This is a genomic window from Hyphomicrobium sp. CS1GBMeth3 (genome assembly GCF_900117455.1).
Classification (GTDB): Bacteria; Pseudomonadota; Alphaproteobacteria; order Rhizobiales; family Hyphomicrobiaceae; genus Hyphomicrobium_C.
Genome location: NZ_FPHO01000002.1, coordinates 408,162 through 435,038, shown reverse-complemented (window position 1 = coordinate 435,038; position 26,877 = coordinate 408,162). Strand labels below are relative to the sequence as shown.

Genomic DNA, 26,877 nt, shown 5'->3' with positions numbered 1-26,877 from the left:
CCATGAACCCCATCTCACGCCGCACCATCCTGAAATCCGGACTCGGCACCGCCGCGTTGCTGGCCCACGCGCACCTCGGCTACGCGCAAGAGACCCGCGACGGATTGCGCTTTCTCGCTATTGGCGATTGGGGCGAGCGAACGCCGGGACAAAAGCCGGTCGCCACCGCGCTCGCGGAAGCGTCCCGTCGGCTCGATCCGGAATTCATCGTCTCGACAGGCGACAACATCTACGAGAATGGCGTCAAATCCGTGGACGATCCGCTCTGGGTCGACGTGTTCGAGAAGATCTATGACGATCCAAACCTCATGCGCCCCTGGTATGCCGTGCTCGGCAACCACGATCACAGGGGCAACGTCGACGCCCAGATCGCCTATTCGGGCGTGAGCGGCCGTTGGACCATGCCAAGCCGCTACTATAAGCGCTCCAAGACTCTCGGCGACGGCCGCCTCCTCGACTTCTTCTTCCTCGACACCACCGAGCTGACGAAGGACGATTCCGAACTTGTCGAATTCCTGAAAGGCCGCGACACCGACGACCAACTGAAGTGGCTCAAGAAAAGTCTGAGCGAGAGCCGCGCGCATTGGAAAATCGTGATCGGGCATCATCCCGTTTTCTCGGGAGGGCCGCACGAGCACTACACAGTCTTCGAGAAGCGCCTGCGGCCGCTCCTCGAGCGCTATGGGGTCGAAGCCTACATCAATGGCCACGATCACAACCTGCAACATATCAAGGTCGGCAACGTGCACTACTTGACCTCGGGTGGTGGGGCTCATGCCGATCAACCACGACCCACGCCGCATACTCTTTTTCAGGCCGGAACCACCGGGTTTCTCGCGGTCTCTCTGGTCCCCGACGAGATGAGCTTCGAGTTCATCGGCAGTGATGGCCAGACACTCTACCGGTCGGAGCTGCCGGTGAGGGCCTAAGGCGCCCCTTGCAATGTTCTTATTTTGTTCTATTCTCTTCTTTCGCCGGTTCGCGGGCCAAAGAAGAGACTTGCATGTCGTCCGAAACACAAAAAACGAGATCGAGCCGCGACGCGCTGGTGGAGGACCTGCGCCGTCGGCTGGCCCGCATCGAAGGCCTGCCGGACGACGGCAACAGCCGCCTGCCGTTCGGCCTTCCCGCGCTCGACAACCGTCTGCCCCAGGGCGGGCTCGCCTTCGGCGCCGTGCACGAGATCGCGCCGGCGAGCGAAGCCGACCTGCCGGCCGCCTTCGGCTTCCTCATGGCCCTGCTCGCCCGCATGCCGGGTCCCGCTCCGCGGCTGCTCGTCCTCGCCTCGAAGAAGCTCGCCCGCTGCGGACGCCCGCACGGCCACGGCTTGAACACCCTTGGCCTCGACCCTGCGCGCCTGATCCTGGTTGAGACGAGAGACGAGGCAGAAGCCCTCTGGGCAACGGAGGAGGCTATCCGTGCCCGTGGCCCGGCGGCGGTCGCAGCCGCACTTGGCGGCCGCCTCGATCTCAAATCCGGCCAACGCCTGCTGCACGCCGCGCGCGACGCCAACCTGCCGCTGATGCTTTTGAGACCCGGCGGCGAGAGCGTGCCGACCGCTGCAACACGCTGGCGCATCGCGGCACGCCCGGGCCTGCGCGACCGCTTCGGCTTGCTCTCGGGCTGGCGCTGGTACGCGGTGCTCGAACGCAGCCGCAACGGCCGACCAGGAGAGTGGATGTTGGAGTTCGATCATGCCACGCATCGTTTCGGTTTGGCTGCCGCAGTGGCCGGTGCATCGCTGGCTGGCGGCGCGGCAGCACCGCACGCCGGTTGACCCCGCCGCGCCGTTCGTGCTTGCGGACGGCTCCGATGCGCCGCGCATCGCCGCGGTCAATCCCGCCGCAGCAGCGAGCGGCCTCGCGGTGGGCGAGACGCTGGCGGACGCCCGTGCCCGCATCGGCGCCTTGCAAGTGCGTCTTGCCGAGCCCGTGGCCGATGCCAAGGCGCTCGCCCGCCTCGCCCTATGGGCCACGCGCTACACACCCTCCGTCGCGCTCTTCAAAGAGGAAAGCGGCGCCGACGGTTTCTTCCTCGATGTCACCGGTGCCACGCACCTCATGGGCGGCGAGAAGAACCTCCTGACCGACCTTGCGCAGCGCCTCCGCGCCTTCGGCCTGCCGGCACGGCTTGCCATTGCGGAGACACCGGGCACCGCCTGGGCCGTCTCGCATTTCGCGCGGACGTCCCCCACGATCATCCCTGCCGGTGCGGAAGCACAAGCGCTGACACCGCTGCCGGTCGAAGGACTACGCCTTGCGCCCGAAGAAACCGTCGCGTTGCGACGCCTCGGCTTCAAACGCATCGGCGACCTGATCGACAAGCCGCGCGCGCCCTTCGCCGCGCGGTTCGAGAAAGCCCTCCTGAAACGCCTCGATCAGGCGCTCGCCCGCCCGCCCGAGCCGCTGGCACTGCTCGCCCCGCCACCGCTCTATCGGAAGGCCCGCTCGCTGCTCGAGCCGATCACGACCGAGGACGCCATCGTCACGGTCACGGCACGCCTGATGCAAGATCTCGTGCCGCAGCTCGAGGCCGACGGCGTCGGCGCCCGAAGCCTGCGCCTCACGCTCTTCCGCGTCGACGGCGTGGCGCACGGCCTCGACGTCAGCTGCACGCTGCCGACACAAAACCCCGACGACGTCACCCGCCTGATCCGGCTCAAGCTGCAGCATCTCGCGCGCTTTCTCGAAGCAGGCTTCGGCTTCGAGACGGTGAGCCTCGCGATCAGCGTCGCCGAAAAGATGAACCCGCGGCAGCGAGCGCTAGCCGCCACATCCGAGGATGCCGAGCGCGCCCGCCGTTGCACGGTGCTGCTGGACGCGCTGCGCCAGCGGCTCGGCCCGGAAAGCGTCCGTCACCTCGTGCCGGTCGCCAGCCATTGGCCCGAGCGAAGCGAGAAACTAATAAATCAGCGCAGCGAAACGCTGGCCACCGCGCGGGACGAAACCGCTGCCTGGCCGTCAGCAAAGCATGCGCGCCCACGCCCGTCTCTCATGCTCCCGCGCGCCGAACCGGCAGAGGTGATCGCGCTGATGCCCGACGGCCCGCCGCTACGCCTGCGCTGGCGCGGCCGCCTGCACACTGTCGCCCACGCCGAAGGCCCCGAGCGCATCGCCGCCGAGTGGTGGCGCACGCGCGAGGAGGCTGCCACGCGCGACTATTACCTCGTCGAGGATCAGGCCGGCCGCCGGCTCTGGCTCTACCGCGAAGGCATCCCCGGACGCGAAACCGCAGCACCCCGCTGGTTTGTCCACGGCCTCTTCGCATGAGAGGACCATCATGACGCGTTACGCCGAGCTCGCCGTCACCACCAACTTCTCGTTCCTGCGCGGAGCTTCGCACCCGGGCGAAATGGTGCTGGCCGCCGAGCAGCTCGGGCTCGCCTCTCTCGCCATCACCGACCGCAACAGCTTCGCTGGCGTCGTGCGCGCGTTCGACGAATGGAAGAAGCGCAAGACGCTCAAGCTGATCGTCGGCGTGCGCCTCGTCACCGTCGACGGCCTCGAGATTCTCGCCTACCCGACGGACCGCGACGCCTATGCCCGCCTCTGCCGCCTCCTGACCATGGGCAAGCGCAAGGTGCCGCACAAGGAGCACACCGAGTGTCACCTGACCTTCGAGGACATCCTCGCCGCCGCGGAGGGCCAGATCCTCGTCGCGATCCCGCCTGAGGATCTCACATCGACCTTCACCCAGCGTCTCGGTGAGCTCGCCCGCACAGCGCCAGGACGCAGCTATCTCGCCGGCACCCACGGCTACCGGGGCGATGAGCCCCGTCGCTTGGGCCAACTCGACGCGCTTGGAAGAGGCACCGGCACACCGCTCGTCGCCGTGGGCGACGTGCACTACCACACGCCCGCGCGCCGTCCGCTCGCCGACGTTCTGACCTGCATCCGCGAGAAGTGCACCATTCACGAGGCGGGCTTCCGCCTCGCCGCCAACGCCGAGCGCCACCTGAAGCCTGCGGCCGAGATGGCGCGCCTGTTCGCGGCGTTTCCCGACGCCATCGCCCGCACCCTCGAGATCGCCGACGCCTGCCGTTTCTCACTCGCGGATCTCCAGAACGAGTACCCGGACGAGCCCGTACCGCCGGGCAAGACAGCCCAGCAGCACCTGGAGGACGAGACGTGGGCTGGTGCCCGTCGCCGCTATCCGCACCGCATTCCTGAAAAAGTCGAGGCGCAGCTCCGCGAGGAGTTCGCCCTCATCAAGAAGCTCGGCTACGCACGTTACTTCCTCACCGTCTACGAGGTGGTGAAGTTCGCGCGCAACAAAGACATCCTCTGCCAGGGCCGCGGCTCGGCGGCCAACAGCGCCGTCTGCTATTGCCTCGGCATCACCGAGGTCAATCCTGCTACCAGCAATCTCCTGTTCTCGCGCTTCATCTCGGAGCGCCGCGGCGAGCCCCCCGATATCGACGTCGACTTCGAGCACGACCGGCGCGAGGAGGTGATCCAGCACATCTACGACCGCTACGGCCGCGAATACGCCGCCATCTGCGCCACCGTCATTCATTACCGCTCGCGCCGCGCCATCCGCGAGGTCGGCAAGGCCATGGGCCTCACGCCCGACGTCACCGCCGCTCTCGCCAAGACGGTCTGGGGCAGCCACTCCGACGGCCTCCCCGACAAGCACATCCGCGAAGCCGGCTTCGACCCCGAGAACCCTCAGATCCGCCAATCCGTCCTGATTGCGCGCGAGCTTCTGGGCTTCCCGCGTCACCTCTCGCAGCACGTCGGCGGCTTCATCCTGACCAAGCGGCGCCTCGACGAGACCGTGCCCATCGCCAACGCCGCCATGGACGAGCGCACCTTCATCGAATGGGACAAGGACGACATCGACACCCTGGGCCTGATGAAGGTCGACGTGCTGGGTCTCGGCATGCTGAGCGTGCTCAGGCACGGCCTCGATCTTCTGAAGACGCACTACAAGAAGCCGTTGGCGCTGGCGACCATCCCGCAGGACGAAAGCACCGACGAAACCAAGAAAGTCTACGAGATGCTGAGCCACGCCGATTCCATCGGCGTGTTCCAGGTCGAGAGCCGGGCGCAGATGTCGATGCTGCCGCGCCTCAAGCCGCGAACGTTCTACGACCTCGTCATCGAGGTGGCGATCGTGCGCCCCGGCCCGATCCAGGGCAACATGGTGCATCCTTATCTGAAGCGGCGCGAAAGGCCCGAAGAGGTCACCTATCCCTCACCCGCGCCCCCCCATGACCCCGAGGAGCTCAAGGAGGTGCTGAAACGCACCCTCGGCGTACCGCTGTTCCAGGAGCAGGCGATGCAGATCGCCATCACGGCCGCCGCGTTCACACCCGACGAGGCCGACGGATTGCGGCGCGCCATGGCCACCTTCCGCCACAACGGCAACGTTCATAAATACCGCGACCAGTTCATCTCCCGCATGACCGCGCGCGGCTACGATCCGGAATTCGTCGCGCGCTGCTTCGGCCAGATCGAAGGCTTCGGCGAGTACGGCTTCCCGGAAAGCCACGCCGCGAGCTTTGCCCTGCTCGTCTATGCCTCGGCCTGGATGAAGTGCCACTACCCGGACGTCTTCTGCGCCGCCATCCTGAACAGCCAGCCGATGGGCTTCTATCAGCCGGCACAACTCGTGCGTGACGCGCGCGAGCACAAGGTCGAGGTGCGTGCGCCCGACGTCAACTTCAGCGAATGGGATTGCACGCTCGAGCCCTCAAGCGAAGGACCGCATCGCTTCGCCGTGCGCCTCGGCTTCCGCCAGATCGACGGCATGAGCGAGGACGAGGCAGAGAAGCTCGCAGCCTTCCGCGGCAACGGATATGCAAGCATCGAGCGTCTGGCTGGGGTCTCGGGCGTCTCGCGCGGTGCGATAGAACGATTGGCCGCCGCCGATGCGTTTCGCTCCATAGGGCTCGACCGTCGCGCCGCGCTCTGGTCGGCTCGCCGGCTGGCCTCGATCGGACTGACGGGCACAAGGAGCGATGCAAGCAGAAGGAAAACCGCCAAGCCGCCCGTGGAAGAGACGCTGCCTCTTCTCGATGTCCACGCAGGCGACGAGCTGTTCCCCGAACCGTCCGTCACCCTGCCACAGATGGCGCTCCCCGAGCACGTGGCAGAGGACTACGTGACGACGGGACTATCTTTGAAGGCGCACCCCGTAGCCTTCTTCCGCCCGCGGCTCGCGCAGCTTCGCATGACGCCGAACAAAGAGCTGCGCGATGAAGTCCTCACAAGAAATGGCCAGAAAATCGGCGTCGCCGGCCTCGTTCTCATTCGCCAGATGCCGGGCGGCAAGAAGGTCGTCTTCCTCACGCTCGAGGACGAGACAGGCATCGCCAACATCATCGTCTGGCCGAAGGTGTTCGCAGCGAACCGGCGTACCATCATGTCGGCGCGCTTCCTCGGCGTACGCGGCCGGCTGCAGCGCGCGGGCGAGGTCGTACACGTTCTCGCCGAAAGCTTCATCGATCTGAGCGACGAGCTTGCTCTCCTGCGCGAGCCAGAGCGCCTTGCCTCACCACACACATCACCCGATCCCCTCACGCACAGAACCCTCCTTCCACTGAAGAGCCGCGACTTCCACTGAGCACGTCAACTCGCTGATGCATTGAATCAACCGCCCACACCGGCTCGCCCAGTGCGATCGCCTGCGCAAAAGCGTGCGCTTCGAGATCGGCGACGGCCCCGTCAGTATTCAGGTGAGTGGGGTGCCGAAAGACAGCATCAAGATCGCCATCCGGCCCGCAGCCGATTGAGCCCCCGCGCGCGAACACCCGCCGGTTGTGATCACGAAAAAACCGAGGCAAAGTTGCCACACGGACCGATTTCTCTTGGCCCTTTCGGCCCTTAGGGAAACTATCCCGTCGCCTTCCCCCTTGACCTCATCACCCCGCCGACCGAAGAAGCCGGGAAGCCCAAAAAACAATCCGATTGCAGTGTCGGATTTGAAGGACGCGACCCGTCCTCGATGCGACGGGTCGATAATCTGCGGACGAACCGAAACGACGGAGCGATCCGTGGACCGACCGAGGCCGTATGACACCTCGGGTGGGGACGTGCCTGTCCGAATGGGACTAGGGATCAACGCGCGCGGCAGAGGCTGGGGAGCGGAATGTTAAAGCGTTTAGGTGCTTGGCTGATTGTCTTGCTCGCCGCTGGCGCTATCGCGGGCGGGCTCGGCTTTTACAAATACAATGAGATTAAGGTTGCGATCGCGGCAGCCCAGGCGACGCCCGAGCCGGTTGAAACGGTGGCATCGGCACGTGCCCGCACCGGAACGTGGTCCGCCTCGACACGCGCCATCGGCTCCGTGGTCGCGCTCCGCCACGTCGAAATCAAGAACGAGATCGCGGGCGTCATCGCCGAGATCGGTTTCAAGTCGGGCGATATCGTCGATGAGGGCGCGCTCCTCGTGCAGTTCGACGTCCGCCAGGAGCAAGCTGCGCTCACCGCCGCAGAAGCCGACGCACGCCTCGCGAAGCTGACGCTCGAACGACGCCAAGGGTTGCGCAACAGCGCCGCCTTTAACGAGCAGGAATTGGACAAGGCCCGTGAGGAGTACGCGGCTGCCACTGCGCGCGCACAAAACCTCGCCATCATTGTCGATAAGAAGCGTATCACGGCACCATTCCAGGCTCGCGTCGGCATCAGCGACTGGCAACCCGGCGCCTACCTCGACATCGGAACGCCGATCGTCAAGTTGCAGGGCGTCGCCGACGACGCTTATGTCGACTTCACCCTTCCGCAGGACAGCACAGCGATCGTGCGCACCGGAACGCGCGTGACACTGTCCGGCGCAGCCGTGCCCGGCGGCACCGCCACGGCCGAAATCGTAGCCGAGGACAACAGCGCCGACGACGCCAACCGTGCCATCCGCTTCCGCGCCGTCGCCAAAGGCTTCGGCCGCATCCTGAGACCGGGCACGTTCGTCGACGTGACAGTCGCCACCACGGAGCCCCAGCCGACGGTGTTGGTGCCGCTGGCATCCGTGCGCCGCTCGCCGAATGGCCAGCACGTCTTTGTGCTCGTCGAGGAGGACGGCAAACTGCGCGCACGCATGCGCACTGTCACGACCGGGGCCGTTCAGGGTGACGATATTGCTGTTAGCGAAGGCGTTGAAGCCGGCGAGTTGATCGCGTCCTCTGGCTCCTTCAAGCTGAGGGAAGGCTTGCTCGTCGACACCGGCGCCGTTGCGGAATCGACAACCGGCACCGGCATCAACTGAGAGCGAACCCATGAGCCTGATCGAGCTGTTCGTCCGCCGGCCGGTGATCGCGGTCGTGATCAACCTGGCGTTGGTGCTGATCGGAATCCGCGCCGCGACCCAGTTGCCGATCCAGCAGTATCCGCGCATCGAAAGCTCGTCGATCGTCATCACCACGATCTACATCGGCGCCTCCGCCGAGAGCATCCGCGGCTTCGTCACGACGCCCATCGAGCGCGCGGTTTCCTCGATCACCGGTATCGACTACGTGGAATCGTCGAGCGTCGCCGGCGTCAGCACGGTGACGGCGCGCCTCAAGCTCAACCACCCGAGCACGGTCGCCCTCGCGGAGGTCGGCAACAGGCTCGACCAGATCCGAAGCGAGCTTCCGACAGAGATCGAAAGCCCCGTTGTCGAGGTTCAGCGCGCCGACCGCCCGTATGCAACGTTCTACGTCAGCGTCACCTCGGAAACCCTGACACCTCCACAGATCACAGACTATCTCTCGCGCCACATCCAGCCGCGCTTGAGCACGCTTCCAAACGTGCAGCGCGTGGGCCTCGAGGGCTCACGGCCACAGGCCATGCGCATCTGGCTCGATGCCGACCGCCTTGCCGCCTACGGCCTTGGCGCGGGCGACGTCGAGGCGGCACTGACCCGCAACAATTTCCTCGCCGCCGTAGGCCGCACCAAGGGCAGCCAGGTCCAGGTCGATCTTCTTGCCAACACGGATCTGCGCAACGTCGACGAATTCGAGCGCCTGATCGTGCGCGAGGACGGAAGCCGCATCGTGCGCATTTCCGATCTCGGCCGCGTCGAACTCGGCTCCGAGGAGGAAACGGCCAACGTCCGCCACAACGGCAAGGACGCGGTCTACCTCTCGGTGTGGCCGCTGCCGGGCACCAACGAGATCGCCGTCGCCTACGCGCTGCGCGACATGCTGAAGGACATCCGTAAGGACCTGCCTCCCAAGACCGAGATCGGTCTCGCCTATGATGGCACGGTCTACATGGAAAACTCGCTGAAGGAGATCGGCAAGACCTTCGTCGAGACGGTGCTGATCGTCGGCGTCATCGTATTTCTGTTCCTCGGCTCCTGGCGCAGCGCCCTGGTGCCGCTCGTCACCATTCCGATCTCGCTGATTGGCGCCACTGCCGCCATGCTGGCCATGGGCTTCTCGCTGAACCTCCTGACGCTGCTTGCCATCGTGCTCTCGGTCGGGATCGTCGTCGACGACGCCATCGTCGTGGTGGAGAACGTGACACGCCTCATGCAAAGCGGCCTGACCCGCTTTCAGGCCGCTCTTGTCAGCTCACGCCAGCTGTTCGCGCCCATCATCGCCATGACCATCACGCTGGCGGTCGTCTACGCACCGATCGGCTTCCTGGACGGCCTCACCGGCGTGCTGTTCAAGGAGTTCGCCTTTACCCTCGCCATCGCCGTCATCGTGTCAGGTTTCGTCGCTATCACGCTCTCGCCCGTGATGAGTGCCTACTCGGCGCCTGAAGGCGGGAAAGAGGGACGCTACGCCCGATTCATCAACCGTTCCCTCGAACGCCTCTCCGTCAACTATGGCCGCGCCCTCGACGGCATCCTGCACCTGCGCGCTCAGGTTCTGGCCTTCGGTGCTTTCATCTGCGTGCTTGCCGTGCCGCTCTACATGTTCTCCTCGCAGGAGCTGGCTCCCACGGAGGATGAGGGCTTCATCCTGCTGATGATCAACTCCGCGCCCGACGCGTCATTGGCTTACACCGCCGGCCACATGGATAAAGTTCACGCCGTCGGAAACGCGCTGCCCGAGTCCGAGGCGATGTTCGAGATCGTGTTCCCGTCGAACGGTTTCGGCGGATACCTGCTGAAGAACTGGAACGAGCGCACGCGCACTGCTCACGAGATCCAACCCGAGGTCTTCGGCGCCGTCTCGAAGATCAAGGAGCTGCAGGTGTTCCCGGTGCTGCCCCCGGCGCTCCCCGGTGCAGGAAATTATGACGTCGAACTGGTGCTGAAAGGACCCGGAACACCGCAGCAGATGGCCGAGTACGCCGGCCAGCTCGTCGGCGCCGCCTTCGCCAGCGGACAGTTCATGTTCGCCGACACCGACCTCAAGATCGACCTTCCACAAGTGACCGTGACCGTGCATCGCGAACGCGTTGCCGACCTCGGCCTCGACCTCGCCGATGTCGGCCGCCAGCTCGGCATCCTGATCTCCGGCAACTACGTCAACCGCTTCACGCGCGAAGGCCGCGCCTACAAGGTGATCCCGCAAGTCGAGCTGGATGCTCGCGCCGTCGCCTCGCGCCTACTCGACTACAAGATCCGCACCCGCGACGGAAAGCAGGTTCCCGTCTCCGCCATAGCGAGCCTCGAGACGGCCACCGCGCCGCGCACCCTCGCTCGCTTCCAGCAGGCGGACAGCTTCCGCGTCTATGGCGGCGTGGCACCCGGCATCACCAAAGCGGCCGCGCTTGCGACACTCGAGGAGGCGGCGCGCAACATCCTGCCGGCCGATTACACCATCGACTACGCCGGTGAATCGCGCCAGCTCCGTCAGGAGGGCTCGACCCTCGCCGGTACGCTCGGCTTTGCGATCCTGCTGATCTATCTGGTGCTCGTCGCGCAATTTGGCAGCTTCCGGGATCCGCTCGTCGTGCTGCTCGGCTCGGTGCCGCTGGCGCTGACGGCAGCACTCGTTTTCACGTTCCTCGGCTTCACGACGATCAACATCTACAGCCAGATCGGACTGATCACGCTGGTCGGCCTGATCGCCAAGAACGGCATCCTGATCGTCGCCTTCGCCAACAACTTGCAGAAGCAGGGGCTCGACAAGCTCGCGGCCGTCCGCGAAAGCGCCAAGACCCGCCTAAGACCCATCCTGATGACGACGGCAGCGACGGTCTTCGGACATATGCCTCTGGTCTTCGTCACCGGCGCAGGAGCCGAAGCGCGCAACAGCATCGGCATCATGCTGGTGACCGGCATGGCCATCGGCACGCTCTTCACGCTCTTCATCCTGCCGGTGATCTATCTCGTGATTGCCGCCGAGCATCGACCTGAGGAAGCCAATGCCGAGCTCGAGCCGCCGCCTGAAGCAGCCAATCTGATCGCGCACTAGGACGTCGTCTGAGCACTGCTAAAAAACGGGCAAAGCTAACGAATTTGTAACCCGACCGCGACGTCGGCGCCGCTCCCGCGCACCGATTGGTCAGATATAACTGACCGAATTGATCGGGGTTCGGCAGCGTGCCGCGGTGGCGTGCGTCCTGTCGATGCGACTTCGCCGATAGGCGCGAGGGATCAGCATGTGGATCGTAAGATACGCCATCGCGCATCGACACACGGTCGGCGTCATGGCCATCCTGCTGCTGCTGTTCGGCACCCTGTCGGCGCGCAACATGTCGACCGACATTCTGCCGACGGTCAACATTCCGGCAATCAACGTCATCTGGACCTATCAAGGCCTCAACCCGCAGGAGATGGCAAGCAAGCTGACATCCTTCAGCGAGCTGGCCATCATGAACAATGTCGACAACATTCGCGAGCTGCGCTCCGAGACGTTGAACGGCGTTGCCATCGTCCGTATCGCATTCCAGCCCGGAACCAACGTCACCAACGCCTTCGCCCAGGTGACATCGGTGAGCCAGACAATCCTGCGGCGCATGCCGCCCGGAACGACGCCGCCGCTCATCATCCCGTACATTCCCTCCTCCGTGCCGGTGCTGCAGCTCGTGCTAGCGTCCGACACGCTGAACGACGGTGCGCTGTTCGACTATGCGCGCCTGCAACTACGCGCACAGATCCAGTCCATTCCGGGCATTCGCCTGACCCTGCCGTATGGCGGGGCCGCCCGTCAGGTGATGATTGATCTCAATCCCGAGGCTTTGCAGGCTCACGGCCTCTCGCCCAGCGACATCGCGCGTGCGATCGCCACGCAGAACCTCACGCTCCCCTCCGGCACCCTACGGACGGGAACGCGTGAAATCCTGATCATGACCAACGCGAGCCCGGAGACAGTCGCCACTTTCGCCGACTTGCCGCTGCGCTCTGTCGAAGGGCGCACGATCAAGATCTCGGACGTCGCGAGCGTGCGCGATGGGCAGGCGGTGCAGACAAACGTAGCGCGCCTCGACGGCCAGAACGCAGTTCTTGTGTCGATCCTGAAGCTCGGCAACGCATCGACTGTCGACATCGTGCGCGCAATTATGGCGCGCATGCCCGAGCTCCGCGCTGCGGCACCCGACGGCGTCACTATCGCCCCGATCTTCGACCAGTCCGTTTTCGTCGAGAACGCCGTCGACAGCGTGTTGAAAGAAGGCCTGATCGTCGGCTGTCTGGTGGCCTTCGTCGTGCTCATCTTCATCGGCAGCTGGCGCTCGTCGCTGATCGTGCTGACCTCGATCCCGCTGGCGCTGCTCGCCTCGGTGACCGGGTTGTCACTGCTGGGCCAGACGTTCAACCTGATGACACTTGGCGGCTTGATGCTCGCCATCGGTATTCTCGTCGACAACGCGCTGGTCGAGATCGAGAACATCAACCGCAATCTGGAAAACGGGAAACCGTTGAGGGAAGCAGTCCTAACCAGCGCCAGCGAGGTGGCCTTCCCGGAATTCGTCTCGACCGTATCGATTTGTATCGTTTTCTCCCCTCTCTTCCTTCTCACTGGCACGGCAGCCTTCGTCTTCATCCCGCTCGCGCTCGCCGTTGTGTTCGCGATGGCAGCTTCTTACGTGCTTTCGCGAACACTTGTGCCGTCGTTGGCGATGATGATGCTGCATGCGCATGAGAACGCGACGGGCCCCCACGAGGAGAGCACGGGCCGCTTCGAGGGCGTGATCAGGCGCGCATCCGCCGCAGCAGGGCGGAACGTTCGCTTACTATCCCGCCACAAGATCATTCCGCTTGCTGCCCTAGCCGCGGTCGTTGCGCTCGGTGGCTGGACTCTGACGCGCCTCGGCAGCGAATTCTTCCCCGAAACTGACGCCGGTATGATCCGCATCTACGCGCGAACGACTGCGGGACAACGTGTTGAGGAGACGGCGCGCACGTTTGCCGACATCCAGCGCGCCATCCGCGAGATCGTGCCTGAGAACGAGATCGGCTTCATCGCTGAGAACATCGGCGCCCCCGAACCCGTCAACCTGGCTTGGGTCGAGAGCGGCGTCATCGGCTCGTTCGACGGCGAGATCCTGATCCAGCTAGCCCGGGAACACGCTCCCACCGCCGGATATGCCAGCGCCATCCGCCGCATGCTGCACGAGCGCTTCCCCGACCTCACGTTCTATTTCCGCCCCGCCGATGCGACGGCGCAAACACTCGCCGGCAGTGCACAAACCGCCATCGAGCTGCGGATCATCGGTCGCGACACCGTGGGCAACGGCGAAGCCGCACGCGAGTTGCGGGAGCGCATTCGCAAGGTGCCCGGAGCCGTCGACGTCACCTTGCGACAGGTTCGAAATCTGCCAAGCTACTACATCGAGATCGATCGCACCCGCGCGCTGCAGATCGGTGTCACGCCGCAGGACGCAGCAAACGCTATCCTGGGAACGCTCGGCACAGGCGGAACAGTCGCACCCACGTTCTGGAGTGATCCCGTCATCGGCGCGGCCTACACCGTCCAAATCGTGTCTCCGCCTTCGCACCTCGGCGAGATCGAGCAGTTGATGAACACACCGGTGCGCGCCTCCAATGGCGGTGGCACAGTCGCGTTGCGCACCATCGCAAGCCTGCAGGTGCGGCAGGTCCCCGCCAACATCGACCGCACGACGCTGATGCCGACGATGACCGTGCTCGCCAACGTGGAGGGCCGGGACTTGGGCGGCGTCTACTCCGAGGTCGAGGCCATCATCGCCGACGTCACGGCACGGTTGAAACCCGGCAACCGCATCGAGGTGGCCGGTCAGGCGCGCTCGATGACGCAGGCCTACGCCGAGATGACCGGCGGCATCGCGCTCGCCGCCGTGCTCGTCTATCTGGTCATGGTCGTGAACTTCCAATCCTGGCTGCTGCCATTCATCGCCATGAGCGGCCTGCCGGTCGCCATCACGGGCGCTTTCCTGGGCCTCGCCGTCACAGGCACGCCGCTATCGGTGCCAGCGCTCACGGGCCTCATCATGGTCATTGGCGTCTCGACAGCGAACTCGGTTCTGGTCACGAGCTTCGCCCGCGACCGCCTTGCCGAAGGATTGAGCCCGCTCGATGCCGCCATCGACGCCGCGCACACGCGCCTGCGCCCGGTGCTCATGACCGCGACCGCGATGATCGTCGGCATCCTGCCGATGGCGCTCGGTGCCGGCGAAGGCGGCGAGCAGAACGCGCCGCTCGGCCGCGCCGTCGTCGGTGGGCTCATGCTCGGCACGGTCGCAACCCTGACCCTGGTCCCGTTCCTGTTCGCCCTGTTGGCGCGCCGCCGGCATGAGACGGCCGCCGAAGCGCATCACGCTGAAACCGCCGATAAGCGTCCCGGCCTCGCAACGTCCGGATGAGAGAGCACACCCGATGAGCGTCGCACGCACCCTGTTCGCCACTGTATCCGGAGTGTTCGCACTCGCGGCAGGCTATGTCGCCTGGACGCACGCACCGACCCCGGTCACGGCACAGACTGCGCAATCGAAAGAAACCCACGCCCAAGCCGAAACCCCTCCGCCGAAGCCCGTCCGCGTCGTGCACCCGGAGCCCGTGCAGGAAACGGGAACCATCGTCCTGACCGGCCGCACCGCGGCCGCCGAGCAGGCGATCGTCGCGTCCCGCGCCAGCGGTGTCGCCGCGCGCCGCCTAGTCGATATCGGCGACAAAGTCGGAGCAGGCGACATCCTGCTTGTGATCGACGCACCTGAGGTGGAGCAGGAGCTGGCGCGCGCCAAGGCGACAGTCCAGCAGACCCGCGCCCGCCTCGACTTCGCCCGCGTCAACGCCGCACGCGCCGACCAGCTCGTCAAGCAGGGGCACGTCTCCGAACAGCAGCGGGATGAGCGCACCGCGAACGAGCGCATCGCCGTAGCAGACCTCGCCGCCGCCGAAGCCGAGGTCCAGCGTTTGACCGAGGTCGTCGGATTCCTGACCGTGCGCGCGCCCTTCGCGGGAACCGTCGTGCTGCGCGCCGTCGAACGCGGCGATCGCATCTCGGCAAGCGACTCCCAGCCCAGCGCGCCGTTGTTCCGCATCGCGCGCCTGGACGAGCTGCGCGTCGAGCTGGATGTGCCGCAGACGGACGCGCTCAAGGTGCGCAGCGGAAACGCAGCCAAGGTGGAATTCGCCGAGCTTCCCGGCGAAGTCTTCACCGCCACGGTCGTGCGCCGCACAGGCGTGATCGACCAAGCGTCCTCCACCATGCGCGCCGAGCTCGCCATGCAGAACCCGGAGGAGCGCATCCCCGCGGGCCTCACCGGCATCGTCACCCTCGACGTGACGCGCGATCGCGCCCCCGTCACCGTGCCGACTAACACGCTCGTCACGCGCGACGGCCGCCAGAAAGTGGCAGTGGTGGAAGCCGACGAGGTGGTTTTCCGCAACGTGTCCGTTGGGCGCGACTTCGGCGAGCGCGTCGAGGTCGTCTCAGGCCTCGACACCTCGGACCGCGTGATCCTGGCGCCGAACGCGCTGCTGCGCGAAGGCGACAAGGTCGCCGTCACCATGGCCACCGTCTCGCGCGCGACGGGCCAGAAGATGCGCTGAAGAAAAAACGCTTCAGTAGCACTCAATAGCCGGTCATCTCCAGATAGCCGACGCCGGCATGCGTGCCGCGAAAGTGGATCGGCCCTTCCCAGTACGAGAACGTCGTCGCCATCCAGCTCTCGCGATTGAGCGGCTCGGTCTCGATCTTAAGTTCGCGGCTCTTGACCTCCACGCCCCAGGCAACCGGCAGGCGCCGCCCGGCCACGCGATGCCAATCAAGCGGCGTCAGCACGATGTCCGTATTGGCGAGCGGCGTCACCTTTCCATCCTGAGCGATCCAGCTTCCCGAGCGGAACGGCGCGTCGTTCTCTCCCCGCAGTTGAAACAGCATGAGCTTCTCGCCCTTAGGCAAATGCAGCGAGAGCCAGTCCCAGCCTTCCTGGTCCGACGCGAGCGGCTGGCTGCTCCACTCGCGGTCCATCCACGCCTGCCCGGTGACGGCGATCTCCCGCCCGTCGAGCGACAGCGTTCCCGCCACCTCGAAGAACGGCTGGCTGTAGTAATAGGACGCCTGCCCACGTTCCGACTTGCGGCTGAAGCCCCCCTCACCTTGCAGCACCGGCGGCCGCGCACTGGCAAGACGCAGCGCATAGGAGAAATCCGTCCCCTTGGCCGTGAGAGTTGAAGCCGCGAGACCATCGACGTTGGGCTCCGCCGCGAACGACCAATCGTCGATCCAGGCGCGGAACGGCGCCGCTGCGACATTAGCCTGACCGATGCCCCCGCGCGCCAGCTTTTCTGCAAAGCGATGCGTGCCGGTGCTCGTCACCGCAGCATGTCCCATCCAGACTTGCTGATTGGCCCAGCCCTCGCGCTGTGGACCGGGCGCCAGCGCCTGCCGGAATAGCGTCCATTGCACGCCGTATGGCGTCCCCGACGCGTCTGCGAGGTTCGCCGTCACGTACCACCACTCGATGCGGTAATCGGGATGGGCGCCGAAATCCTGGGGGAAGGTGATCGCATTGCCCGGTACGACCTCGGCAAAGCCACGGGCCTCCTCGCCGAGCCCCGCAAAGCCGCCTGCGAGCGCGCGCGTTGCAAGCATAGCCGCCGCGAGAACGCCGAATGCGATCGCCCACCTAGCTCTCATTGGCGAACACCCTGAGCAGATCCTGCGGCTCCGACCGCCGAAGGCGCACAACCGGCACGAGCGCCGCGGCAAGGGCCGTCGCGAGCGCCAGCACGACGATCATGATCCATTGCGCCGGAAAGACATGAAACGGCAGCCGCCACCCGAACGCCTGCACATTGACGATTGCGACCAGGCACCATGCCAGCAAGAGGCCCAGCGGCACCGCCAGCACCTCCGTGATGGCGGCCAGCACAAGAAGCCTGCCGATCTCGAGCTCACCGAGCCGCCGCCGCGGCACGCCGAGCGCCCATACGGGAGCGATCTGCGCCAACCGTTGATTGCCGAGCGCGAGCAGGCTCGCAAACAGCGCGATCCCGGATACGACGAGCGTCAGCGTGTTGAGCGCCCCCGTGACCGCGAACGTCCGATCGAAAATCCGCGTCGACATCGCCTTGAGCGACGCTTGATCGAGAACGCGGGCAAGCGCCGGCCCGAACTCCGCCCGCATCGCATCAATCAACGCGTCCACACGATCCGGATCAGCACGCACGCTATACCCCGTGCGCCGCGCCTCCGGCCAGTAGTGCACGAGTTGCCGGATGTCGACGCGCACCTGCCCTTTTGGATTGCCGTAGTCCGCGTAGACGCCGACCACAGGCACATCCCACAATGCCCCGGTTCCGGGAATCGCCAGCCGATCGCCAACGCCGACGCCCAGCCGTCGCGCCAGTTGCTCGCTAACCAGCACGCCGCGGCCCGCATGCACGACACCAAATGCATCCGGCACAGCCGACAAAAGCGAAAACCCGGCACGATAGGTTGCATGATCGCGCGTGCCGACCACTTCGACCGGCCATCCCTCAACACGCGTCTCCGCGCGCCAAACGGGAAGCACAGCCGTGACCTCCGAGCGCGCACCAAGCCAGCGCGCGACGCGCTCGCCATCCGCAGCGCTCGCCGCGTCGAAATAGATCTCGGAGTTGAGACGCCCGTCGAGCCAGCCCGTGAACGTCTTGCGGAACCCTTCGACCATCGTTCCGACGCCGACATTGGCAGCGAGCGCCAACAGCAGCGCCATCAACGCCAGCGACAAGCCCGAAAGCTGCAAGCGTGCATCAGCCCAGAACCACTGCTGCAACGCGCCTCTGGCATACGCCTCGCCAACCCGCAGAACGGCCGACAGCGCCAGCGGCAACAGCAGCGCGGCGCCGAGCAGAACTCCTGCAATAACGACGAAGCCTGCCACCAAACCCTGGCCCCCGACGAAAGCCCCAAGCGCGATCAGGATGGCGCACGCGGCAACCACCCCTTGCCACCTGAGTTGCATCGTCTGCGCATCGCGCCACGCCAGCGGCTTCGCCGCGACGAGCACCGGCAGGCGCGCCATTTTTATGAGGCTCAGCAATGACGCCGCCAACGCGCCTCCGAGCGCCATGCCGAGCCCCGAGAGCCACCACAACGGGGAAAGATTGAGCGCACCGGCCACATGTGCGCCGTAGAGGCTATCCAGGCTCGCGGCCACGTCGGGCAGCAGCGCCGCGGCAAGGAAATAACCCGCCACCATTCCGAGCGCGCCGGCGATCAACGCCAGCAACACAACCTCACCCACGAGCACAGCCATCAGCAGACCGAGCGGCACACCAACCGCGCGCATCGTGCGGACCGTACCGAGCCGCTGCTCGAACGCGAGTCCCACGGACGCATGCACGATGAACAGCCCGACGATAAACGCCAGCAACCCGAAGGCCGTCAGATTGAGATGGAAGCTATCCGTCAGCCGCGCGAGATCGCCGCCCTCGCTCCCCTGCTCGAGCCGCAGCGCATCTCCGACGACGGCTTTCACGGTTTCAGCATCGGGTGCCGTATCACCGGTCACCACCAATCGCGTGATCTGCCCCGCACGTCCGAGCACGCGTTGCGCCACGCCGATATCGACAACCAGCAATCCCGGCGCAACGTCGGGCGCCGCGACGAGCGGCGGCAGCGCCTCCTCTCGTTCCGTTCTCGGCGTTGCACCGGCCGCAACGCCAAGCTCGCCGAGCATCTCGGGCGCAACGAGCGTTTGCCCCGGCGGCCCGATGAAGCGGCCGAGATCATCACCCGTCGCGATCCCGCGCGCGGGCGAACCGGACGGAGCCGTCAGCGGCTCCACACCGACAAGGCGGTAGCTCTGCGCCCCAAGCCGGACTGTGCCCTCGATCACCGGCGACACCTGCCATCCCGCGCGGCGCAGAGCGACATAATCGTCCTGCCGCACGAATACGCCTTGGGCGCTGACGAGGCTCGCCGTGCCCGCCTGTCCGAGCACCGCCGCCGCGCGATCGTAGCTCGCGCGCGCCTGCGCGTTGAGCGCCTGCACTCCGCTCCACAGCGCGGTCGCAATCGCGAGCCCTACGACGAGTGTCGCGAGGTTCATCGGATGCCGCCGCCAATGGCTGGCTAGCGTGACGAAAATCCACCGAGCCTGGGTCACGGCGCCACCAGCACGCCGGACGCGAGGCGCACTTGCCGATCGAGGCGTGCGGCAAGCCGCGTACTGTGCGTCGCCATCAGGAACGCCGAGCCACTGCGCACCACGAGATCCAGCGCTAAGCGCAACACTTCGTCTCCCGTCGCCTCGTCGAGATTGCCCGTCGGCTCGTCCGCGAGCAGAAGGCGCGGCTTGACCGCGAGCGCACGCCCGATGGCAACGCGCTGCTGCTGGCCGCCCGAAAGCTGCTCGGGATAGCGCGCCTCGAGCCCAGAAAACCCGAGCCGGTCCAGTAGCTCGTCATGCCAAGCGGCATCGAACCGCCCCGCGACGCGCGCTTGGAATGCGAGATTGTCGGCGACAGTGAGGCTCGGGATCAGGTTGAACTGCTGAAAGACGATGCCGATTCGCTCGCGGCGCACCGCTGCCCGCTCGCCCTCAGCGAGGCCCGCCAGACGAACGCCCTCGAGCACGATCTCGCCCGCATCGACCTCGTCGAGACCCGCAATCAGATGCAGGAGCGTGCTCTTGCCACTGCCGGATTCACCGAGCAATGCGAGACTCTGTCCGGCCTCAAGCGAGAGGTCCACACCCTTGAGCACCGCCAGCGCGCCCTGCGGCGTAGCATAGGATTTCCGGAGGCCAGACACTGCAAGTAGCGGGGACGCCGGTCGCGTCCCGCTTTGCTCCGCCTTCCGGTCAATGAGCGTCACCTCTGGCTCCTGCGATCAAGCGCGCGTAGTCATCCTGCGTATCGATGTCCGCGAACACGGACTCGTCGCCGAACGCCACATCAACGCGCTGATCGCCCAATGTGTCCAGCAGGGATTTGCCCCCCTTGGAGCCTGAAAGCGCTGCGAGTTTCGGAAACAGGCTGCGCGGCCAGAGCACCGGGTTACGCTGCTCGCCCCGCTCCGTCACCGGCAGGACCGCGCGATGGCCTCCGGCTTCAGCAAACGCTGCGGCCAGCCGCCGGAACATATCGGCTCCAAGATTGGGAAGGTCGCCCGGCACGATAAAAACGCCCTGGGGCGCTTCAGAGAGCGCGCGTACACCCACCGCGATTGAGCTGCCGATGCCCGCATCCCAATCCAGATTCTGCACGAACCGCACAGGAACATCTGCGAGCGCTTTGAGATACGCCTCGTGCTCCGCACCCGTCACGACAACGATCTCGTCGACGCCCGCGGCCAGAATCTCGCGCGCGACCCGCTGCACCATCGGCACACCGTCGACTTCCACAAGCAGCTTGTTGTCCGCGCCAAAACGGCGCGACGCACCGCCTGCGAGCAACACGGCCGCAAGCAGAGGCTTGCTCGCCACTGTCACGCTCCGCGCCGTGCCTTGATCACGGCGCCAAGAATGGAGACCGCAATCTCGGCCGGCCCTTTGGCACCGATGGGCAGCCCGACGGGCGCATCGATACGCGCGATCTCGGTCTCCGTCATCCCAGCGTTGGCAAGCCGCTCCACGCGTTTCTCATGCGTCCGCCGCGAACCGAGCGCACCGACGTAGAAGCACGGCGAGCGCACCGCCAGCGGCAGTGTCTCGTCATCGAGGCGCGCGTCGTGGGCGAGCGTGATGACAGCCGTACGCGCATCGAGACCCAGCTTCGGCAGAATGGTCTCCGGCCAATCCTGGCTCAGCGGCACACCGCCGAAACGGGTCTCCGCCGAGAACGCGGATCGCGGATCGATCACAGTCGCCTGATATCCGACGCGCTGCGCCAGATCGGCAAGCACCTGCGCCACATGCCCGGCACCGATCAGGATCACGTGCACCGGCGGTGCCAGCGCATGCAGGAAGCGGCGCGCATCGGGTGCCTCGACCAGCACGCATTCACCGTTGTCTAGCAAGGCCGCCGTTTCGGCCTCATAGGGCGCCGTATCGCGATGAAGGACGCGCTTTCCATCCGTAAGCTGCGTATCCACCACCAGCAGCGCCCGCGACTGCCGCGCCTCGAGAACCGCGTCGAGATACGCCGCATCCTCTGCGCCCGACAGCCGTTCGACAAAGATCTCGATACGCCCACCACACGGCAGACCGACACGCCACGCAGTCTCGTCGCCGACGCCGAATTCCAGGACATTCGGCCGCCCCGAGGCAATCACCTCCTCAGCGGCCGTAATCACCGCCGCCTCGACGCAACCGCCGGACACCGAACCCTCGAACCGTTGCTCGGGCCCGACGACGAGCTGGCCGCCCACCGGCACCGGCGACGAGCCCCACGTCTTGATGACGGTCGCGAGCGCAATGGTGCCGAACTCGTCCAGCCACTGCCGTGCAATCGCCGTCACGTCGCGCGGAGCGCCCGCGGTGACCGCGGGCGCTCCATTCGTCTCGATAAAACCAGCTTCAGGCATCATCTCATCCCAGCTTGAGCCCTTCGGCGAACGGCAGCACGCGAACGCGCTGCCCGGTGCCGATGGCAACCGCATTGGCAACCGCGGGACCGATCGGCGGCACGCCGGGCTCACCGATGCCCGTCGGCGCCTCGGCCGAAGGCACGAGATGCACCTCGACACGCGGCATCTCGTTGATCCGCAACACCTCGTAACTGTCGAAGTTGCCCTGCTCGACGACGCCATCCTTGAGCGTCACCTTGCTGTGCAGCACGGCCCCGAGCCCGAAGCCCACGCCGCCTTCGACCTGCGCCTTGATGTTATCCGGATTGACGGCCAGTCCGCAATCGACGGCAGCAACAACGCGCTCGACCTTCGGTTTGCCGTCGACGAGCCGCACCTCCGCCACCTCGGCGACGAAGCTCTTGAAGCTTTCGTGCACGGCAACGCCGCGGAACACGCCTTCCGGCGGCGGGGTGTCCCAGCCGGCCATTTCGGCCGCGAGCTTCAGCACGCCCACATGCCGCGGATGCTTCTCGAGCAGCGACAGGCGGAAGGCCACCGGATCCTTGCCCGAGACGGCCGCGATCTCATCAATCATCGTCTCCATGACGTAGGCCGTGTGCGTATGCCCGACCGAGCGCCACCAGAGCGGACGAGGACCGGCCTTCGTGTTGTGCACCTCGACGTGCATGTTCGGGATCGCATAGGGCGAATCCGAAACACCTTCCACCGACGTGCCGTCGATGCCGTCCTTCACCAGAGCCTGCTCGAAGGCGGTGCCGATGACGATCGACTGCCCGACGATGCGATGATGCCAGCCCAGAATGCCGCCATCCTTGTCGAGGCCCACGCGCACCTTGTGCACGTAGATCGGACGGTAGTAGCCGCCCTTGATGTCGTCCTCGCGCGTCCACACGAGCTTGATCGGCACGTTGCGGCCGGTAACCTTCACGATCTCAGCCGTCTCGGCGATGTAGTCGGAATCGTACACACCGCGCCGGCCGAACGAACCGCCCGCCCACAGCGTGTTGATGGTCACGTCCTCCGGCTTGATGCCTAGGATCGCCGACACCACGCCTTGGTCGACGGTCTGCAGCTGCGAACCCGTCCATAACGTCGCCTTGCCATCCTTGAACTGCGCCACGCAGTTCATCGGCTCCATCGGCGCATGCGCGAGGAACGGGAAGATGTACGTCGCCTCGAGCACCTCGTCGGCCTTCGCAATTGCGCCCTCGGCATCGCCCGCGTTGCGCGCCACGAGGCCCGGCTTCTCCGCAAGCGCCTTGTACTCGGCAACGAGAGCGTCCGATCCGCGCGTGTCCGCCTTGCTCTCGTCCCACGTCACGTCGAGCTGATCGCGGGCCTTGATGGCAGCGTAGGTCGAGGTCGCGAGCACGGCGACGCCGCGCGATGTCGTAACGACATCCACCACGCCCTTCACCTCGCGCGCCGCCTTGTCATCAACCGACTTCACCGTGCCGCCGAAGCGCGGCGGTCGCGCCAGCGTCGCGATCAGCATGTCCGGAAGCTGCACATCCTGTGTGAAGATGCGCTGCCCCGTCGTCTTCGCAACGCTATCCACGCGCGGGAACGACTTACCGATGTAAGTGAACTGATCCGGCGTCTTGAGCGTCGGCTCGGCAGGCACCGGCACAGCGGCGGCTTCCTTCGCAAGCTCGCCGAGCGTCGCCTTGTTGTTGCCCGAGGAAACGACGCCTTTCTCGATCTTGATGGTGTCCGGAGCCACGCCCCAGCGCTTCGCCGCCGCTTCGACAATCATGGCACGCGCCGTGGCGCCGGCCTTGCGATAGGGTAGGAAGGAATCGGCCAACGCCGTCGATCCGCCTGTTCCCTGGATGCCGAACGCGCCGTTCTTGTAGAGCGCCACGTTCGCCGCCGCGAACTCGACCTTCACCTGCGCCCAATCCGCATCGAGCTCGTCCGCTACGAGAGTAGCAAGCCCCGTCGCGTTGCCTTGTCCCATGTCCTGATGCTTGTTCAGAACGGTCACGACATTGTCCGGAGTGATGTGCACGAAGGGAGCGAAGATGCCTTCGCCCGTGGGCGGTGTGACCGCTGCCGGGGCTTCCGCCTTCACCGCACTAGACAGCCAGCCGCCGATCATAAGACCGGCGCCGGTGCCGAGCGCGAGCCGCACGAAGCCGCGACGGTCCATGGCAACGGCTTCAGACAGCGGGGAAAAGCGCGAGTGGATGTGCGAGCGAAGTTGAGAAAGGTCTACCTGACCGTACATGATGCGACCTCCCCTTAGCCCTTGAGCGTCGTGGCGGCGTCATGAATCGCCAGCCGGATGCGCTGATAGGTGTTGCAGCGGCAGATGTTGCCGCTCATGGCATTGTCGATGTCCTCGTCGGTAGGCGCTGGCGTCTCGGTCAGCAACGCGGCCGCCGCCATGATCTGGCCAGACTGGCAGTAGCCGCACTGCACGACGTCGAGCTTCTGCCATGCACCGCGCACGGCTTCGGCGACAGGGCCCTGAAGCCCCTCGACGGTCGTGACCTTCTGTCCTGCCACGCTCGACACCGGCGTAACGCAGGAGCGGACGGGCGCTCCTTCAAGGTATACGGTGCACGCGCCGCACTGCGCCACGCCGCATCCGAATTTCGTGCCGATGAGACCCAGCTCGTCGCGAACGACCCACAGCAGCGGTGTGTCGTCCTCGGAGCTGATCGTCACATCGCGCCCATTGAGGTTGAATGTGGTCATCTCGAGATCCCTCGAAGTCTTCCGATTTGTGGAGTACGTGCAGTCGCGCGTAGCGGACCAGAGGCACGTGGATCGGCATATGAGGATGGCGAACAGGAATTGCTAGGTTGCTGTAACCACAGCGATATAGCGTTCGCACGCACGCGGCGAAAATGCACAATTCAAGGGCAGTGTGAGCGCCCGCAAATCCCGACTAGCCAAGTTTCATCGCGCGTTTGTGACGCTCGACCTCCGCGACGAGCCACTGACGGAACTGCTTCACGCCGGTGAGCGACGCGGCACCGGGCCGCACGGCCAGCACATATCGGCTCGGAATTTTGCGGCGGATCGGAAACGGCGTAACGAGCAACCCACGCGCCAGCAGGTCCTCGACCATGATGTTATCGGCAAGCGCCACGCCTCCGCCGTTCACGGCCTCGCGAATCGCAAGCGTCGGATCGTGAAAGATGGCCCCGATTTTCGGATCGACCCCATTTACGCCTTCACCCTCGATCCATTCCTCCCACCATCCCGTGGTGTTCTCGTGCAACAGCCTGTGGCGCGCGAGATCCGACGGCTTGCGCAGCGCACCCGGGCCTTTGGTCAGCGACGGCGCGCAAACCGGAAGAATGATGAGCGAGACCAGCGGAACGACCGACGATTTCGAGACGTCGTCATCGCTCTCGTCATCGTCGGTGAACAGGATGCGCAGATCGGCGCGCGGATTGCCGCCCTGCCCGCGATCGTCATGGATCGAAACCTCGAGTTCGCAGTCCGGACAGGCGGTGCGAAACCGCGGCAGGCGGTCGGCAAGCCACAGGTTCATGAACGCCGCGTTGATCGACAGCGTGACGCGTTTCGGCCGCTTCTTGCGGCCCGATCCGCTGGCACTGATCTCGTCGGTCGCACTGGCGATGATGTGGAACGCATCCGTGAGCCGCCGCGCATAGGGCTGCGCCTTTTCCGTGAGGCGCACCTGTCGGAAGCCCCGCTCGAACAGCGCCACCCCAAGCATCTGCTCGAGCGAGCGGATATGGCGGCTCACGGCCGAAGGCGTGAGGTTCAGCTCCTCAGCCGCATCCTTGAAGCTTGAGAGACGGGCGGCGGCCTCGAAGGCGCGAATGGCATTCAGCGACGGCAGCGCCATGGGCCCTCCATCAGATGAGTTTTCATCACCTCACGACGGAAAAATAGCCGTTTGTCGGGCTCTATCGCAAGCGCGATCCTGAAGGTAGGTGCTCCCTCCGGCCCGACGATGGAGTTTTCAGCCATGACCCTTGGATTTCGCCGCTCGCTTCTCGGCCTCGCCTTGCTCGTGGCCGGCGCGACCGGCGCCTACGCCGCCCCGACCACGGCCAAGACCGTGAACATCTTCTTCTGGTTCGAGTACGTCCCCCAGAGGGTCATCGACGAGTTCGAGCGCGAGACCGGCATCAAGGTCGTCTACGATACCTTCGAAGCCACCGAGATGCTCACCACCAAGGTGCTCTCGGGAAAAACCGGGTACGACATCGTGATGCCGACGGCCTCCTCGAGCGGCCAGTTGATCACCGCGGGGGCATTGCAGAGGCTCGATAACGCCAGGCTGCCGAACACCAAGTCCCTCGACGCGGATGCGCTTCGCTTCCTGGCCGATCAGGATCCCGGCAACGCCTACGCCGTTCCCTACCTCCACGGCACGACCGGCATCATGCACAATCCGAAGCTGATCGCCACGCGCATGCCCGACGCGCCGACCAACAGCCTCGACATCATCTTCAAGCCCGAGATCGCAAGCCGCTTCACGGATTGCGGCATTGCCGTCGCCGACAGCCCAGAAGGCATCATGTCGGTGGCGCTGAACTATCTTGGCTTCGATCCGTTCTCGACGGATCCGGCGGAGATCCAGAAGGCCGAAGAGCTCCTGATCGCGGCCCGTCCCAACATCCGTCACTTTAAGACAGGTTCGATCATCAACGAAATGGCCGCCGGCGATCTTTGCCTCGCGCTCGGATGGAGCGGCGATGCCTTCATTGCCGCCGATCGTGCGGCCGAAGCCAACGCAGACGTCGAAGTGCACTACGCCATCCCGAAGGAAGGCACCGAGATCTTTTTCGACGTCATGACCATCCCGGCCGATGCTCCGCATCCCGAAGCGGCCTACGCCTTCATCGACTTCCTGCTGACACCGCGCGTCATGGCGGAGATCACCAACACGCTTTCCTATCCAAACAGCAACACGGCCGCGACGCCCCACGTCGATGAGCGCATCCGCTCGAACCCGAACATCTATCCGCCGACAGACATCACCGCGAAGCTGTTCGCCGCCAAGCCGCGCGATGCGGCTTCACTCCGAACCGTGACGCGCGCCTGGACCAGATTCACCTCCGGCGGTCATTGAGCCGCCGCGTCTCCCACGTTCGAAAGAGCAAAAACGCCGAGACCAACAAAAA

17 protein-coding genes are annotated in these 26,877 nt (G+C 65.4%); 9 read left to right on the top strand and 8 right to left on the bottom strand.

Translation table 11 applies throughout. The features are described 5' to 3' along the window. Positions 1-2: 2 nt before the first annotated feature. From CS1GBM3_RS02070 to CS1GBM3_RS02035, 8 genes are all read left to right on the top strand, one after another. Entirely contained in the window at positions 3-929 is a 927-nt protein-coding gene (locus tag CS1GBM3_RS02070; protein ID WP_072390726.1) for a purple acid phosphatase family protein, read from the top strand. A gap of 74 nt (positions 930-1,003) precedes the next feature. Next, positions 1,004-1,777 carry an ImuA family protein gene (locus tag CS1GBM3_RS02065; protein WP_072390723.1) on the top strand — a complete coding sequence of 258 codons (774 nt, stop codon included), beginning with the start codon at positions 1,004-1,006 and terminating at the stop codon, positions 1,775-1,777. Further along, positions 1,695-3,269 carry a DUF6504 family protein gene (locus CS1GBM3_RS02060; RefSeq protein ID WP_072390720.1) on the top strand — a complete coding sequence of 525 codons (1,575 nt, stop codon included), beginning with the start codon at positions 1,695-1,697 and terminating at the stop codon, positions 3,267-3,269. The genes CS1GBM3_RS02065 and CS1GBM3_RS02060 overlap by 83 nt, the downstream gene beginning before the upstream one ends. A gap of 10 nt (positions 3,270-3,279) precedes the next feature. Continuing rightward, positions 3,280-6,567, top strand: coding sequence for an error-prone DNA polymerase (locus tag CS1GBM3_RS02055; protein WP_072390717.1), 3,288 nt, complete (start codon positions 3,280-3,282; stop codon positions 6,565-6,567). Positions 6,568-7,092: 525 nt separating this feature from the next. Beyond that, positions 7,093-8,205 (top strand): efflux RND transporter periplasmic adaptor subunit, encoded by a 1,113-nt coding sequence (locus tag CS1GBM3_RS02050; protein ID WP_072390715.1) that lies wholly within the window; start codon positions 7,093-7,095, stop codon positions 8,203-8,205. A 10-nt stretch (positions 8,206-8,215) separates the two neighbouring features. After that, positions 8,216-11,296: an efflux RND transporter permease subunit gene (locus tag CS1GBM3_RS02045; protein ID WP_072390712.1), complete on the top strand. Its 3,081-nt coding sequence runs from the start codon at positions 8,216-8,218 to the stop codon at positions 11,294-11,296. A gap of 187 nt (positions 11,297-11,483) precedes the next feature. Beyond that, positions 11,484-14,663, top strand: a complete 3,180-nt coding sequence (locus tag CS1GBM3_RS02040) for an efflux RND transporter permease subunit (RefSeq protein WP_072390709.1) — start codon at positions 11,484-11,486, stop codon at positions 14,661-14,663. 13 nt (positions 14,664-14,676) lie between these two features. After that, a complete protein-coding gene (locus CS1GBM3_RS02035) occupies positions 14,677-15,852 on the top strand; it encodes an efflux RND transporter periplasmic adaptor subunit (RefSeq protein WP_072390698.1) in 1,176 nt (391 codons plus the stop codon). A 22-nt stretch (positions 15,853-15,874) separates the two neighbouring features. Here the strand turns inward: CS1GBM3_RS02035 and CS1GBM3_RS02030 are convergent, their stop codons facing one another. The 8 genes from CS1GBM3_RS02030 to CS1GBM3_RS01995 form a co-directional block, all read right to left on the bottom strand. Then, positions 15,875-16,942, bottom strand: a complete 1,068-nt coding sequence (locus tag CS1GBM3_RS02030) for a lipocalin-like domain-containing protein (RefSeq protein WP_072390694.1) — start codon at positions 16,940-16,942, stop codon at positions 15,875-15,877. Beyond that, a complete protein-coding gene (locus CS1GBM3_RS02025) occupies positions 16,932-19,340 on the bottom strand; it encodes an FtsX-like permease family protein (protein ID WP_083566960.1) in 2,409 nt (802 codons plus the stop codon). The genes CS1GBM3_RS02030 and CS1GBM3_RS02025 overlap by 11 nt, the downstream gene beginning before the upstream one ends. A 53-nt stretch (positions 19,341-19,393) precedes the next feature. Continuing rightward, positions 19,394-20,107: an ABC transporter ATP-binding protein gene (locus CS1GBM3_RS02020; protein WP_244534524.1), complete on the bottom strand. Its 714-nt coding sequence runs from the start codon at positions 20,105-20,107 to the stop codon at positions 19,394-19,396. Beyond that, positions 20,094-20,717 carry a nucleotidyltransferase family protein gene (locus CS1GBM3_RS02015; RefSeq protein WP_171946409.1) on the bottom strand — a complete coding sequence of 208 codons (624 nt, stop codon included), beginning with the start codon at positions 20,715-20,717 and terminating at the stop codon, positions 20,094-20,096. The genes CS1GBM3_RS02020 and CS1GBM3_RS02015 overlap by 14 nt, the downstream gene beginning before the upstream one ends. 2 nt (positions 20,718-20,719) lie before the next feature. Then, positions 20,720-21,757, bottom strand: a complete 1,038-nt coding sequence (locus CS1GBM3_RS02010; RefSeq protein ID WP_244534523.1) for an XdhC family protein — start codon at positions 21,755-21,757, stop codon at positions 20,720-20,722. 4 nt (positions 21,758-21,761) lie between these two features. Next, positions 21,762-23,993 (bottom strand): xanthine dehydrogenase family protein molybdopterin-binding subunit, encoded by a 2,232-nt coding sequence (locus tag CS1GBM3_RS02005; protein WP_083566958.1) that lies wholly within the window; start codon positions 23,991-23,993, stop codon positions 21,762-21,764. A 14-nt stretch (positions 23,994-24,007) separates the two neighbouring features. Next, complete coding sequence (locus CS1GBM3_RS02000; protein ID WP_072390685.1) at positions 24,008-24,466, bottom strand: (2Fe-2S)-binding protein; 459 nt, start codon at positions 24,464-24,466, stop codon at positions 24,008-24,010. Between the two features lie 193 nt (positions 24,467-24,659). After that, complete coding sequence (locus CS1GBM3_RS01995; protein ID WP_072390682.1) at positions 24,660-25,592, bottom strand: LysR substrate-binding domain-containing protein; 933 nt, start codon at positions 25,590-25,592, stop codon at positions 24,660-24,662. A gap of 123 nt (positions 25,593-25,715) precedes the next feature. On the opposite strand from CS1GBM3_RS01995, the gene CS1GBM3_RS01990 reads away from it, so the two are divergent. Further along, positions 25,716-26,825: an extracellular solute-binding protein gene (locus CS1GBM3_RS01990; RefSeq protein WP_171946408.1), complete on the top strand. Its 1,110-nt coding sequence runs from the start codon at positions 25,716-25,718 to the stop codon at positions 26,823-26,825. The last annotated feature ends 52 nt before the right edge of the window (positions 26,826-26,877 follow it).

What these genes read in the sequence shown, in the direction of transcription:
- CS1GBM3_RS02060 (WP_072390720.1), top strand. Translation starts at nt 1,695, where the DNA reads ATGCCACGCATCGTTTCGGTTTGGCTGCCGCAGTGGCCGGTGCATCGC.
- CS1GBM3_RS02065 (WP_072390723.1), top strand. Translation starts at nt 1,004, where the DNA reads ATGTCGTCCGAAACACAAAAAACGAGATCGAGCCGCGACGCGCTGGTG.
- CS1GBM3_RS02000 (WP_072390685.1), bottom strand. Translation starts at nt 24,466, where the DNA reads ATGACCACATTCAACCTCAATGGGCGCGATGTGACGATCAGCTCCGAG.
- CS1GBM3_RS02005 (WP_083566958.1), bottom strand. Translation starts at nt 23,993, where the DNA reads ATGTACGGTCAGGTAGACCTTTCTCAACTTCGCTCGCACATCCACTCG.
- CS1GBM3_RS02035 (WP_072390698.1), top strand. Translation starts at nt 14,677, where the DNA reads ATGAGCGTCGCACGCACCCTGTTCGCCACTGTATCCGGAGTGTTCGCA.
- CS1GBM3_RS01995 (WP_072390682.1), bottom strand. Translation starts at nt 25,592, where the DNA reads ATGGCGCTGCCGTCGCTGAATGCCATTCGCGCCTTCGAGGCCGCCGCC.
- CS1GBM3_RS01990 (WP_171946408.1), top strand. Translation starts at nt 25,716, where the DNA reads ATGACCCTTGGATTTCGCCGCTCGCTTCTCGGCCTCGCCTTGCTCGTG.
- CS1GBM3_RS02045 (WP_072390712.1), top strand. Translation starts at nt 8,216, where the DNA reads ATGAGCCTGATCGAGCTGTTCGTCCGCCGGCCGGTGATCGCGGTCGTG.
- CS1GBM3_RS02040 (WP_072390709.1), top strand. Translation starts at nt 11,484, where the DNA reads ATGTGGATCGTAAGATACGCCATCGCGCATCGACACACGGTCGGCGTC.
- CS1GBM3_RS02010 (WP_244534523.1), bottom strand. Translation starts at nt 21,757, where the DNA reads ATGCCTGAAGCTGGTTTTATCGAGACGAATGGAGCGCCCGCGGTCACC.
- CS1GBM3_RS02070 (WP_072390726.1), top strand. Translation starts at nt 3, where the DNA reads ATGAACCCCATCTCACGCCGCACCATCCTGAAATCCGGACTCGGCACC.
- CS1GBM3_RS02030 (WP_072390694.1), bottom strand. Translation starts at nt 16,942, where the DNA reads ATGAGAGCTAGGTGGGCGATCGCATTCGGCGTTCTCGCGGCGGCTATG.
- CS1GBM3_RS02025 (WP_083566960.1), bottom strand. Translation starts at nt 19,340, where the DNA reads ATGAACCTCGCGACACTCGTCGTAGGGCTCGCGATTGCGACCGCGCTG.
- CS1GBM3_RS02050 (WP_072390715.1), top strand. Translation starts at nt 7,093, where the DNA reads ATGTTAAAGCGTTTAGGTGCTTGGCTGATTGTCTTGCTCGCCGCTGGC.
- CS1GBM3_RS02055 (WP_072390717.1), top strand. Translation starts at nt 3,280, where the DNA reads ATGACGCGTTACGCCGAGCTCGCCGTCACCACCAACTTCTCGTTCCTG.